The sequence below is a fragment of the Arcobacter sp. YIC-80 genome (genome assembly GCF_044841725.1).
In the GTDB taxonomy this organism is placed as follows: Bacteria; Campylobacterota; Campylobacteria; order Campylobacterales; family Arcobacteraceae; genus Arcobacter_B.
In genome coordinates this window covers 107,481-120,029 of the sequence record NZ_JBJBSI010000002.1, presented here as the reverse complement: position 1 = coordinate 120,029, position 12,549 = coordinate 107,481, and the positions used below count along the sequence as shown (strand labels likewise).

At 27.3% G+C, this 12,549-nt stretch carries 15 protein-coding genes; 5 read left to right on the top strand and 10 right to left on the bottom strand.

The genetic code is table 11. From position 1 onward, the window contains the following. Positions 1 to 2 precede the first annotated feature (2 nt). The gene (locus ACH5BK_RS04570) at positions 3 to 1,001 is read left to right on the top strand and encodes an SH3 domain-containing protein (RefSeq protein WP_404304888.1); all 999 of its coding nucleotides are present in this window, start codon (positions 3 to 5) and stop codon (positions 999 to 1,001) included. Between the two features lie 9 nt (positions 1,002 to 1,010). Next, positions 1,011 to 2,096: a hypothetical protein gene (locus tag ACH5BK_RS04565; RefSeq protein WP_404304886.1), complete on the top strand. Its 1,086-nt coding sequence runs from the start codon at positions 1,011 to 1,013 to the stop codon at positions 2,094 to 2,096. A gap of 27 nt (positions 2,097 to 2,123) precedes the next feature. On the opposite strand, the gene purT is transcribed toward ACH5BK_RS04565, so the two are convergent. The 5 genes from purT to ACH5BK_RS04540 are packed head-to-tail and all read right to left on the bottom strand — an operon-like array spanning position 2,124 to position 5,969. Beyond that, positions 2,124 to 3,293 carry a formate-dependent phosphoribosylglycinamide formyltransferase gene (gene purT / locus ACH5BK_RS04560; protein ID WP_404304884.1) on the bottom strand — a complete coding sequence of 390 codons (1,170 nt, stop codon included), beginning with the start codon at positions 3,291 to 3,293 and terminating at the stop codon, positions 2,124 to 2,126. Next, on the bottom strand, positions 3,290 to 4,039 hold the full coding sequence (locus ACH5BK_RS04555; protein ID WP_404304882.1) for a glucosaminidase domain-containing protein: 750 nt from the start codon (positions 4,037 to 4,039) through the stop codon (positions 3,290 to 3,292). Before ACH5BK_RS04555 ends, purT begins: the two co-directional genes overlap by 4 nt. A 3-nt stretch (positions 4,040 to 4,042) precedes the next feature. After that, positions 4,043 to 4,783, bottom strand: a complete 741-nt coding sequence (gene dapF, locus ACH5BK_RS04550) for a diaminopimelate epimerase (protein ID WP_404304880.1) — start codon at positions 4,781 to 4,783, stop codon at positions 4,043 to 4,045. Next, entirely contained in the window at positions 4,780 to 5,373 is a 594-nt protein-coding gene (coaE, locus tag ACH5BK_RS04545) for a dephospho-CoA kinase (protein ID WP_404304878.1), read from the bottom strand. The genes dapF and coaE overlap by 4 nt, the downstream gene beginning before the upstream one ends. A gap of 50 nt (positions 5,374 to 5,423) precedes the next feature. Next, positions 5,424 to 5,969 carry a spermidine synthase gene (locus ACH5BK_RS04540; protein WP_404304876.1) on the bottom strand — a complete coding sequence of 182 codons (546 nt, stop codon included), beginning with the start codon at positions 5,967 to 5,969 and terminating at the stop codon, positions 5,424 to 5,426. A gap of 99 nt (positions 5,970 to 6,068) precedes the next feature. Here ACH5BK_RS04540 and purM point away from each other — a divergent pair, with 99 nt between their 5' ends. Then, a complete protein-coding gene (gene purM / locus ACH5BK_RS04535; RefSeq protein WP_404304874.1) occupies positions 6,069 to 7,064 on the top strand; it encodes a phosphoribosylformylglycinamidine cyclo-ligase in 996 nt (331 codons plus the stop codon). A gap of 39 nt (positions 7,065 to 7,103) precedes the next feature. On the opposite strand, the gene ACH5BK_RS04530 is transcribed toward purM, so the two are convergent. Then, positions 7,104 to 8,138: a glyceraldehyde 3-phosphate dehydrogenase NAD-binding domain-containing protein gene (locus ACH5BK_RS04530; protein ID WP_404304872.1), complete on the bottom strand. Its 1,035-nt coding sequence runs from the start codon at positions 8,136 to 8,138 to the stop codon at positions 7,104 to 7,106. A 203-nt stretch (positions 8,139 to 8,341) separates the two neighbouring features. Here ACH5BK_RS04530 and ACH5BK_RS04525 point away from each other — a divergent pair, with 203 nt between their 5' ends. Continuing rightward, complete coding sequence (locus ACH5BK_RS04525) at positions 8,342 to 9,052, top strand: peroxiredoxin (RefSeq protein WP_404305274.1); 711 nt, start codon at positions 8,342 to 8,344, stop codon at positions 9,050 to 9,052. A 38-nt stretch (positions 9,053 to 9,090) separates the two neighbouring features. Here ACH5BK_RS04525 and ACH5BK_RS04520 read toward each other — a convergent pair whose 3' ends face one another. The 4 genes from ACH5BK_RS04520 to ACH5BK_RS04505 form a co-directional block, all read right to left on the bottom strand. Beyond that, on the bottom strand, positions 9,091 to 9,795 hold the full coding sequence (locus ACH5BK_RS04520; RefSeq protein ID WP_404304870.1) for a pirin family protein: 705 nt from the start codon (positions 9,793 to 9,795) through the stop codon (positions 9,091 to 9,093). Positions 9,796 to 9,797: 2 nt separating this feature from the next. Further along, positions 9,798 to 10,337, bottom strand: a complete 540-nt coding sequence (locus ACH5BK_RS04515) for a DODA-type extradiol aromatic ring-opening family dioxygenase (RefSeq protein ID WP_404304868.1) — start codon at positions 10,335 to 10,337, stop codon at positions 9,798 to 9,800. A 66-nt stretch (positions 10,338 to 10,403) separates the two neighbouring features. After that, complete coding sequence (locus tag ACH5BK_RS04510; protein WP_404304866.1) at positions 10,404 to 10,847, bottom strand: MarR family winged helix-turn-helix transcriptional regulator; 444 nt, start codon at positions 10,845 to 10,847, stop codon at positions 10,404 to 10,406. 188 nt (positions 10,848 to 11,035) lie between these two features. Further along, positions 11,036 to 11,224, bottom strand: coding sequence for a hypothetical protein (locus ACH5BK_RS04505; RefSeq protein WP_404304864.1), 189 nt, complete (start codon positions 11,222 to 11,224; stop codon positions 11,036 to 11,038). A gap of 214 nt (positions 11,225 to 11,438) precedes the next feature. Here ACH5BK_RS04505 and ACH5BK_RS04500 point away from each other — a divergent pair, with 214 nt between their 5' ends. Then, positions 11,439 to 12,548, top strand: a complete 1,110-nt coding sequence (locus ACH5BK_RS04500; protein WP_404304862.1) for a pyridoxal-phosphate-dependent aminotransferase family protein — start codon at positions 11,439 to 11,441, stop codon at positions 12,546 to 12,548. The last annotated feature ends 1 nt before the right edge of the window (position 12,549 follow it).

The window sequence follows — 12,549 nt, the reverse complement described above, 5'->3', positions numbered from 1 at the left end:
TGATGAACAAAAATTTATTATATATATTATGCGTATTTATTTTTTTAAATAATAATCTTAATGCAGAAGATAAACTTGATCTTTTAGATAAACAGTCAAAAGAGTTCTTTAAAGCAATAACTGGTTTAGAAAAAGATTATTTAGAAAAACAAATTGTAGATATAAAAAAGAAAGCAGATAAAAAGGTAAAAAAATCAATTCCTGCTTTATCTAATCAAAATGCAAATTCATTAAATAATAATCAAATTATTGTTGAAAATCAAGTTTCTCAAGAAGAGTATGCAAAAAATGTTTTTCAATATGAAAATGAAATGGCACGTTTGACAACGGATTTTACTAGAACTAAAAAATTAAAAGATATAAAAATTAAAAGTATGTATAGTTTCAATTCAAATAAATATGTTGTCTTAAAACTTGTAGAAGATGAAAAAGAAGCTGAAAAAAATAAAGAAGCAAGTTTAAAAATTGAAGGAAGATATAAAAAAGGAGATGATCTTTTAACTCATAAAATAGTTGATATTAATACACAGACAAAAACAGTAACACTTTATAAAAAACTTGATGAGGATTACGGTTATTATATAATACTTAGTAATTATGGTATTTCTGTAAGTGACTTAAAAAAAGTTGAAAAAAAACAAAAAGAAGTTTTAAAGAATCAGAAAAAAGAAATCACTAAATCTTTAATAGACAAAGAAACAAAAGACTTTATAAAGTTTAAAGAAGTATCTAATAAAAAGGAAATAAAAAATATAAACGATTGTTTATTTAGAGTAAAGACTAGTAGTTTAAATGTTAGAAATGATACTAGTACAGACGCAACAATAGTTAGAGTTTTAAGAAAAAATGATGAATTTACAATTCAAAGTAAAAAAGGTGATTGGGTTAAGATTAATACTCTTTATAAAAATAAATCTGGTGATGTAATGATTTTAGAAGATGAAAATAATTGGGTAAGAGTTTTAGGTAAATTTGTTGATTTTGATAATAGATGCTTATAAGGTAATGTTTTGAATGATAAACTTAATGATATCAATATATCAATAAAAAAAATGCTTAAAGATGTAAAAAATGAAGTAGAAAAAATAAACTCTTTTTATTCTTCATTATTTATATTTGAAAATATGTTTACTACTGAAAGCAGTGGAAAAACTAGGCTTAATAGAAAGTTTTATAACAAAGTACATGGAGAAATAAAAAATAATATCTATCAAATTAACAGTATATTATCTGTTGTATTAGAAGAAATACGAGATACTATTGTTAAAGTATTAGATGAAAATGGTTTTAAAGATATCGTTTTAGATAAAGAACTTGTATATGATGATGCAAGTTTTTATGAGTTATTTAAAATGGATTTAGAGTTAGTAAATTTAGAAGAAAATGAAAAAGTACAATTAGTAGATAGTTTAGATACCTTAACAGAATATAAAAATAAAATACATAATATAAGATATTTTATTTCTATGTTTGATACTTCTTATTTAAATAAGTACTTAAATAAATTAGGAATGGACGATTTAATTAATAATAAGTTCATTTTTGAATTAATTGATAGTTATGGTTTACAATTTGAAGGACTAAAAAGATTTGATGATATTTTAGAGAATTTTTATAACTTTGATAAAGAGACTAAAGACTTTAGTTTATTTAGTTCCCCAATAGAACTTGTACAAAGAAGAATAGATAATTATGTTTACGATAATGTAAGATATAAGATCCTTTTAGAATATGATAATCAAATAAAAAAATTAAAAAAACCTATAGAATTAAGTATTGCATATTTAGAAAATATAATTGTTAATTTTATTGAACAATCTTGCTTAGATTTAATAAAAAAAGAACTTAAAAGAGGAAAAATATCTAAAATTATTGAAATAAAAATCATTCAAACTCATACAAGTGTACAATTGGCTGTAAGAAATAATGGTTTTGAAGAAAAAGATATACATACAATGTATTTAGGTTCTGCTAATTCTGTAAATAATTATATAGTTAAGTCAAGAAACCTTGCTAGAATGATGGGAGGAACAGTAGATATTTCCACTCTAGAAAATACAGGAATGCAATATATATTTGATTTAAAAATCAAATAACCAAAAGCCTAAGCTTTTAGTTATTATTTAACTATCGAAAAAATTTCCAATAATCTCTTTTGATTTTTGTAAAGCTTTATCTGATGAGTCTTTATCATAAGTTAAAGCAACTGCCATTCTTCTTCCTTCATGTGATTGAGGTTTCCCAAATACTCTAATAATTGATTCTTTTGTAAAAGATGAATCAAAAATATCAATTTTAGGGTTAAAACTATCAGCCTTTGCTTTATATGCTGCACTTGCTCCACAACCATAATCAATGTAATCTAAAGGAAGACCTAATACAGCTCTTACATGAAGTGCAAATTCACTAGCACTTTGAGTAATCATAGTAACCATTCCTGTATCGTGTGGTCTTGGACTTACTTCTGAAAAATAAACTTCGTCACCTTTTACAAAAAGTTCAACACCAAAAATACCTCTACCACCTAAACCATCAGTGATTTTCTTAGCTATTTCTTTAGATTTTTCTTTTGCAGTTTCACTCATATTCATTGGTTGCCATGAGAAAATGTAGTCACCATCTTGTTGGATATGACCTATTGGTTCACAAAATACTGTTTGTTTTTCATTTCTAGCTGTAAGTAATGTAATCTCATAATCAAATGTAATAAACTCTTCAACAATTAACTCACTAGCATCACCTCTAGCTTCTTTTGCTAATTCCCAAGAGTTTTCAATATCATCAATAGATTTTGCAATACTTTGTCCATGACCAGATGAAGACATTACAGGTTTGATTACACAAGGAAAACCAATTTTAACAGCAGCCTCTTTTAATCCATCTAAAGTTGTTACAAACTCATATTTTGAAGTAGGAAGTCCAAGCTCTACTGCTGCAAACTCTCTAATGTTTTTCCTATTCATTGTTTTATTAACTGCATCAGCATTTGGGATTACATTAAAACCTTCTTTTTCAGCTTCAAAAAGTGCTTCAATACTTAAAGCTTCAACCTCAGGTAAAATATAATCAGGTCTTTCTCTTCTGATAATATCTAAAACTTCATTTTTGTTTTTCATATTTATTGTGTAAGCTTTATTTGCCACAAGTTGTGCAGGTGCATTGTTATATGAATCAACGGCAATTGTTTCAATCCCTAATCTTTGTGCTTCAATAACAACTTCTTTTCCTAACTCTCCACTTCCTAATAACATGATTTTTATAGAATCAGACTTTAGAGGTGCTGTAAATATCATTTTTCTTCCTTTATTTTTTTATAGAATTTTTCATCATATTTGATTAAATTATTTTTACTTATTACATTGTTTAAAATATCTAAATAGTTATGTCCTATTCCTGAATAATTGAGCATAGTTTGAGATAACTGTTTTCCTTGTGGAATTATACCTTTTTGTCTTTGTTCATATCTTTTATCTTGAAAGAGTTTATAAGCTCTATTTCTATTAAGATTTAACATATATGCACTAATTGAATCTTGTATAGTTTTAAAAATTCTAATAAAATGAGTTGCATCTTCATCTCTTTGAAGAGGCATCATTCCTATCTTTGCATTATAAGTCCAATGCCCAAATACATTATTGGCTTCTTTTATAAATCTACTTTTACCCCAGCCACTTTCAACAGCAGCTTGTGCTAATGCCATAGAAGGAGGAACAATATCAATTTTTCTTAGATAATTTTCAAGTGAATATAGGTTTTTGATTCGATATTTTCTCTTTATTTCAAGAAGCTTTTTAAAAGATGGTGATTTAAAATTTATATTTAAAATATTAGTTTTTAAATAGTTTTTTACAAAAGCACGCTCTTGTAAAATAGCAATATTTTCATTTTCAATTAGTTTATAAAAGTATTCAAAAAAGTATTTTTTTGACTCTTTTGTTGAAGATATTTTATAATACTCTTTTGGTAAGGCACCACTTAATATAGTGGTGGTTACCAACCCTAAAGTTATAAGTAATTTTTTTATTGTTAGTAGTTTCATATATTAAACTGTTGTAGTAAATACTTTTTTTACAGCACCTTTAAAATAGATTTTTTCATCTATTTTAGAGATTGTAAGCTCTTCATTACTTTTTGGATAAACAAATGTCTTTTGCTCAACCAAACCTAGATCATTTGCTCTTAAAAAACACGCAACCATTCCAGTACCGCAAGCAAGTGTTTCACCCTCAACACCTCTTTCATAAGTCCTAACTTTTAAAGTTCCATTACTTTCAACTTTAGCAAAATTTACATTTGCATTATGTTCATATCGCATTTTTGCACATAAGTCATGATTGTATTCTCTCAAATCATCAACTAAAGTTACTAAATGAGGAACTCCCGTATCAATTAAATACCAAGTATATCCTTCTTGTTCAAAAGCTTCTTTAATGATGATAGGTTTAGTCATTTGAGTTTCAACAATATCTTTATTTACATTTGACTCTATTAAACCAGCTTGTGTTAAAAATTTCATTGAAGAGTTTGCTAAACCATTGTTATAAGCATAGTGTGCAACTGCTCTTGTAGCATTTCCACACATACTAGCTTCACTTCCATCGCTATTATAAAAAAGCCATTTAAAATCAGCTTCACTACTTGGAACAAGTGCCACAAAACCATCAGCTCCAATTCCTTCATTTCTATTACAGTATTTTATAGCTTCTTTTGAGTAGTCTTTTTCTACAAAAGTGTGAAAAATTACAAAGTCATTTCCACTTGCACTATATTTAGTGTATGTCATATTATCTCCTCCATAATTCTTTCTACTTCTCTTTGAAGATTTTTTAAATCTTTTGAGTTATCTATTACCATGTCAGCTAACTCTTTTTTCTTTTCAATATCCCATTGATTTGAGATTTTTAAAATAGCTTCTTCTTCATTGATATCATCTCTTTTCATTAATCTTTGAATTTGTATATCTCTTGGAGTATATATAACTAAAGATCTAGGAATTGGATAGTGCATTTTCTCAAAAAATAAAGGTATATCAATAAAATAAGGTTTATTTTGACTTTCAAAAAGTCTTGATGACTTAATAATCTCTTCTTTGATAAGTGGATGAAGTAAGGCTTCAAGTTTTAACTTATTTTCTTCATTACTAAAGATTATTTTACCTAACTCTTTTCTGATTACTTTATTATCACTATCTACATATTGAGATCCAAACATTTCTGCAATTTTAGCACTATTCTCATCTAAGAGTTTATGAGCTATTTTATCTGCATCAATAATTAAGAAACCATGTAGTTTAAAAAGGTTACAAACTGTACTTTTTCCAGTGGAAATTCCGCCTGTTAAGGCTATTGCATTTTTAAATAAATCACTATTCATGTAAATGATTCTACTATAATAATGATTTATTTAAAATTTAATGTGAGATTTTATCTTTTAGCGATACCTGTAAGTGCTACATGTTCAGCTTTTGGGAATACAAAAACAGCATTATGAATTTCACTTGAGTAGTATTGTAAATCATCTAATAAATCAGATCTTTGTAATACAATATCTGCTGTAGGATGGTATCTTTTTGAAGCTAAAATAGATGTTTGATGACCAAATCTAAATGGCATAGCAATCCAGAATTTCTCACCTACAAGTTTTAAATCAGCTTTTAATTTTTCTTCATTTTTAGAGAAAGATTCAGTGGCAAAAGTGATTAATCCATCATCTTTTAAAACTCTTTCAATATTTGCTAATAATAATTCATCTACTTCAACATCTGTTAAAATAACTACATCAATATCTTTTTCATTTTTTGATGTTAAAAGTGATTTATCTCCAAACTCAATGTTTGAAACTTTATTATGTTTAGCAGCCTGTTCTTTTAATTCTTCATCTGCACTACCGATAATTAATACATTTGAAGCTTCTTTATGTGTACATAATGGTAGGTGTACCATCATTTCATTAAATGCGTTATTATTCATTATATATAATCCTTAATATTTATAAACATTTTGTTATAATACCAAAAAAATTTTAAACTAAGTTAGATATTAGAAAACTCGTAAGAAAAAAGGTGAAAAATGGCAACAGTTAGTTACAAAGATGCTGGTGTAGATATTGATGCTGGGAATCAGTTTGTAGAAAACATTAAACCACATGTTAAATCAACTATGATACCAGGTGTATTAGGTGGAATTGGTTCATTTGCAGGTGCATTTGAATTACCAGAAGGTTATAAAAAACCAGTAATCTTATCAGGAACTGATGGAGTTGGTACAAAATTAAAGTTAGCAATAGATGCTAAAAAATTTGATACAGTTGGTATTGACTTAGTAGCAATGTGTACAAATGATTTATTATGTAACTTTGGAGAGCCATTATTCTTCTTAGATTATTATGCAACTGCAAAATTAGAAGTTGAAGAAGCTACTGATGTTGTAAAAGGAATTGCAGAGGGTTGTATTAGATCTGAGTGTGCCTTAGTTGGTGGTGAAACTGCTGAGATGCCAGGAATGTATAAAGAAGGTGATTTCGATTTAGCTGGTTTTTGTGTTGGAATTGCTGAAAAAGAAGAATTAAACAGAATTGAAAGAATTGCTGCTGGTGATACTTTAATCGCATTACCATCTTCAGGAGTTCACTCAAATGGATTCTCACTTGTAAGAAAGCTATTATTAGAAAAACTTGGAATGACATTAGATGATGACTTCCAAGGTCAACCTTTAAAAGATGTATTATTAGAGCCAACAAGAATTTATGTAAAAGAGTTCAAAGCAAATAAAGAAAATATCAACGCATTAGCTCACATCACTGGTGGTGGTATTACTGAGAACTTACCAAGAGTTTTACCTGATAACCTAAAAGCTGTTGTAAAAAGAGATTCAATCAAAGTTTTACCAATCTTTGAATTTATGTCACAACACGTTGAATTAGAAGAGATGTACAGAACATTCAATATGGGTGTTGGTATGGTTTTAGTTGTAAATCCTGCAAATGTAGATGCAGTTTTAGCAAACACTGATGGTTATGTAATTGGTGAAATTGCTGAGGGTGAAAAGGGTGTAGAGTTTATTTAGCATAAACACCTTTGTCAAGATACAAAAAAGGGTAAGTTTTTAACTTACCCTTTTTTTATTTATATAGTATTTTAAAATCTCTATTGTTTTTGAAGCATATCCCCATTCATTGTCATACCAAACTAAAAGTTTTATCATTTTTTTATTTTTAACATCTGTATATCTGTGATCAATTATAGTTGTAAATTTTTCTTTCTTAAAATCACTTGATACAAGAGGTTCGTAGTTGTTTAAAACTATAGGATGTTTTTGATTTTCTTCAAACTCCTCAAATATGTTGATAATTTCTTCTTTTGATGTGTTTTCTTTTGTAAATAAACATACATTTATAGCACCTACTGTATCTGTTGGAACCCGAAGAGAGCTTGAAGAGATTAAATCATGGTTTATTTCTGTCATCACATAAGAACAGGCTTTTATAGTTGTAGTATTATTTGGAATAATATTTTGAGTAGCTGATCTACCAAACTCAAAATTATAGTCTACATCTCTTGTGGCACTTCCTACAAAATTACCATCTAAAACTCTTTGATGATTTAATAAAGGATGAATCGTAGTAATATCTCCACAAACAATCTCTTTTTTATCATGTATTATTTTAAGTGCAGGAAGTAAAGCTGTGGCATTACAAGAGCTAGTAGAGATTACTTTATGTATTTTTATATCAAGTTCTTGCTCATTTACTCCTAAGATAATATTTTTATGGGCATTTTGATTTGCATGTGTTAAAAAGATAGCTTTTACATCAAGTTTTTCTAGCTTATCATTATCATGTTTTACCCCACTTGCATCTATTATAAAGTCTATATCTTTTAAATCTATTTCAAATAAGCTTTTATAATTTAAGATTTTAATTTTTGTAAAGCTATTTTTTATAAAGTTATTATCTATAACTTTAAACTTATCATCTAAGTTTCCGTAAGTAGAATCATAGTTTATTGAATAAACTATATTTTTTATATATGGATTTATTTCATTAATCGCAACTATTTCAAAGTCAGAATTATCAAGTAATTGTTTTAAAATAGCTTTTCCAATTCTACCTACACCATTTAATAGTATTTTATGTTTCATTTTTTATGACCTGTATTTTATATGCTTTTATTTTATCATATCTTACATTAGTTGATTTTCAAAGAGTTTTATTATAAGTAAAAATTATATATTTAAAATAAATTATAATTATAATTTTAAGCAATATTTAAAATGTTTTAGTATAGAATTCTTTTATCAAAGGAAAAATATTATCCTTTGTGAATCAAGTTAAAGGAAGTAAAATGGCTTGTGATACAGGTTCAAAACCAATTGAAGAGAATAAAACAGTTATTAACAATGAAAATAAAATACAAGAAAATAATAAAAAGGAAAATCAAATGAGTTCAAGTTTAGTTTTAAGAAAAGCCCCAGAGTTTAAGATGGAAGCGTATGATTCAAAATCAGGACATTATGTAGAAGTAAAAAGTGAAGATTATAAAGGTAAATGGCATGTAGTTTGTTTTTATCCTGCTGATTTTACTTTTGTTTGTCCCACTGAAATTGCAGCAATGAATGCAAAATATGATGAATTTCAAGAGTTAGATGTTGAAATTTTAGCTGTTTCTACTGATACAAAGTTTTCACATAAAAGATTTGTTGAAACAGAACCTTTATTAGAAGGATTAAAATTAACAATAGGAGCTGATAGTACTGGTGCAGTAAGTAGAGCTTTTGGTGTTATGATTGAAGAAGAAGGAGTTGCTTTAAGAGGAAGATTTTTAATCAATCCAGAAGGAACAGTAGTAGCTCAAGAAGTTCAAGCTCCAATGGTTGGAAGAAATGTAAATGAATTTTTAAGACAAGTAAAAGCATGGCAACATGCAGAAAAAACTGGTGAAGTTTGCCCTGCTGGGTGGGTTCCTGGTAAAAAAACACTTCCTGTAAATACAGATGTTGAACAAATGACAGGTAGAGTTGGAGATTATATTACAATAGATGAAATTTTATCTTAATTTTAAATGTTTTGGTAAGTAGAAGTCTTTACTTCTACTTATTGTTCTTCCATTTCAATAAAAAGAAAATGTGCATTTTCTATAGCTTTAATTTCAAGTTTTTTCTCTTTTGTAATTTCCATTGCATCCCCATCGTTTAATTCAATACCATTTATAAAAGCAGTTCCTTCAATCAATGCAAAGTAGACTTGTTTACCTTCTTCTATTTTATAATCAATTATTTTGTCTTTTTCAAGTTCACTTACATAAATTTCGACATCTTGGTAGATTTTTATTGGTGCATTTCCTTTTTGAGATGAAACAATATTTAAAAGCTTATTTTCTCTTTGTTCTTTAGTGAATTTTTGTGAACCATAAAGTCTAGGCAAAGCTTTTTGGGGTGGATAAATCCAAATTTGTAAAAGTCTTAAGTCTTTTGTCTCATGAATATTATGCTCACTATGAAAGATACCATTTCCGGCACTTAGATACTGAACTTCGCCTCTTTTTAAAGTCTCTTGATTTCCCATTGAGTCTTTATGTGTAATCTCTCCATCAACTATATATGAAATAATTTCCATATTTTCATGGGGATGGGTATCAAAGCCACTTTTGGGATGAACAATATCATCATTTAAAACTCTTAAAACTCCAAAATTTACATTTTCAGGGTTTCTATACTCTGCAAATGAGAAATGAAATCTACTCTCTAACCAACCTAAATTTGAAGTTCCCATATTTTCTTTTGGTAATTTTTTTAACATTTTTAATCCTTTATATCAAAAGCAAAACATTCCATTGAGATATTTGAGTAAACCATCTCTTTATTAAATGAAGTTCCTTTTTTATTTAAAGCACTACCAAATGCAATAAATAACGGTAGAAAGTGTTCATCACTAAAACTTCTAGGTAGACTTATTTGAACAACAGGAATATCTAAATTTTCATACATCATAGATAAAGTTGTCCAAACTCCATGATCAAAATTATTTTTACCTTTGTGTATTGAAGCATTTAAATTATTAGATTCTAAATGCTTCAAAACTTTAAGAGAACAAAATTTATCACTATTTATTTCGTATTCATATTCATATAATTCTTTTTCAAAACCATAAAAGTCATACAATAATTCAGGCTTTTCATAATCTAAAATTTTTAAGTCATTAGTTATATAATGAGCAGAAAAAATTATAATATATTTAGGTTTTTCAAGAGTTTTAGCAAACTTTTTTATATTTTTCTTTGAAAAGGAGTTACCTAATATTATATTTGCTGCTCCATGTGAAATAAATAGTGATGGGTACATGATATATCCTTATTTTTTTAAGATACTTTCTAGTTTATACTAGTTAGTACTATTTATTTAAAATTTTTAATTGGCTTTATAAACTTTGTCTAATAAGTTGTATAAAGTGTCTAATTCTTCATCACTTAATACCTCAAGTGACTTATGTAAATTTTGCGCGTGGTTTGGAAAAACTGATTTAATTACTTCAACACCTTTAGGAGTAAGTGTCAAAATTGAAGCTCTTTTATCTTCGGGGTCACAAATAGATGTAATCCATTTATCTCTTTTTAGATTTCTTACTACAACAGTTATATTTCCAGGAGTACTCATGGTAAGTTTTGTAATTGAGCTAATATTTAAATTTCCTCTATGATAAAGTACTTCAAGTACTTTAAATTGATTAAATGTAAGGTTGAACTCATTTAAGTAATTAACAGTTTTATTATGTATTTTTAATCTAAGTCTTTCAAGTCTAACGACTGCTTTCATAGATTTGTCAGTTCTTTTTCCATAACTTATTTTATTCATAATTACTCCTTGTTGAAACTATAGTACTAATTAGTATTAAATGTCAAGTTTTAAGGAATTAAAATTTCTATTAATTTTATATATTTGTATTTGGACTGTGAGTAAATTTATAATTTAAAGTGAAGGATAAGGGTTTTATGTATTAAAAAAGAGCTAAACTTTAAAATCTAGCTCTTTTTATTTATTAATTATGCAGCTTTTTTAGCAACTTTTTTAGCAGCAATTTTTGCTTCTTTTACTTTAGTTGGTTTTAATTTTAAAACTTTTTTAGTAACTTTTTTAGCAACTTTTTTTACATCTTTCTTTTTTGATACAACTTTTTTAGTAGCTTTTTTAGCGATTTTTGCAACTTTTTTTTCTTTTAATTCTTTAGCCATTTGTTACTTCCTTTGTTATTTTTATGGTTTTAAACTATTACTTCTAGTTAAAAGTAATAAATTATGGAGATTCTATACTAAAAAAATTATTTTGTCAAGAGGAAATAACAAAAATTCTATAATTTCTGTTATTTTATTTGCTTAACCGTTTAATAATAAACTATTAGCTAAAATATCATGTTTTGCTATAAAGAAAGAAAATTAAGGATATGAAATGCTATTAACTCCAGGTCCTACTCCAGTACCAGAATTTGTAAGAAAGGCAATGGCTGATGTAACTATTCACCATAGAACGCCAGAGTTTGAAGCAATATTTGAACAAACTAGAGAATTACTATTTGAATTATATGGAATGGATGAGGTTGTAATGCTTGCATCAAGTGGTTCAGGAGCTATGGAAGCTTGTGTTACAAACCTAACTCATAAAAAAGCACTTACTATTAACTCAGGAAAGTTTGGTGAGAGATTCGGAAAAATCTGTAAAGCTTTTGATATTGAATATACTGAAATTAAAAATGAATGGAATGTACCTGTAAGTGTTGAAGCAGTAGTAGAAGCCGTTAAAAATGACAGTGATATTGACGCAATATTTATTCAACTTTGTGAGAGTGCAGGGGGATTAAGACATCCTGTTGAAGAAATTGCTCAAGAAGTTAAAAAGATAAATAAAGACATAACTATTGTAGCTGATGGAATTACAGCAATTGGTGTTGAAAAAATTGATACTTCAAATTTAGACGCAGTTATTACAGGAAGTCAAAAAGCATTAATGCTTCCTCCAGGTCTTGCTGTAATTGGCTTATCAAATGAAGCAGTAAGTAAAATTGAAACAAAAGCTAGAGGTTTTTACTTTAACTTAGCAACTGAAATTAAAAAACAAAAAACAAATACTACAGCATGGACAGCAGCTACGACTTTAATTATTGGATTAAAAGAGATTTTATCACATATTAAAGAAAATGGTGGATATGAAGCACTATATGAAAAAACAGCTTTAAGAGCAAAAGCAACAAGAGAAGCTTTAAAAGCAATAGGTTGTGAAGTATTCCCACAAAGTCCTGCAAATGCTATGACAACAATTTATACAGAGCATGCACCAGCAATTAGAAATATTTTAAAAACAAAATACAATGTAAATATTGCAGGTGGACAAGATCATATTAAAAAATTAATATTTAGAATTAATCACATGGGATTAGTTGAAGATTTTGAAGCATCTTGGGTTGTAAATGCTATTGAACTTGCTATGGATGAATTAGATTTAAGAACATTTGATGGAACTGCAAATAAAGTGTTCTTAGAACAAATGTTTAAAGGAAACTAAT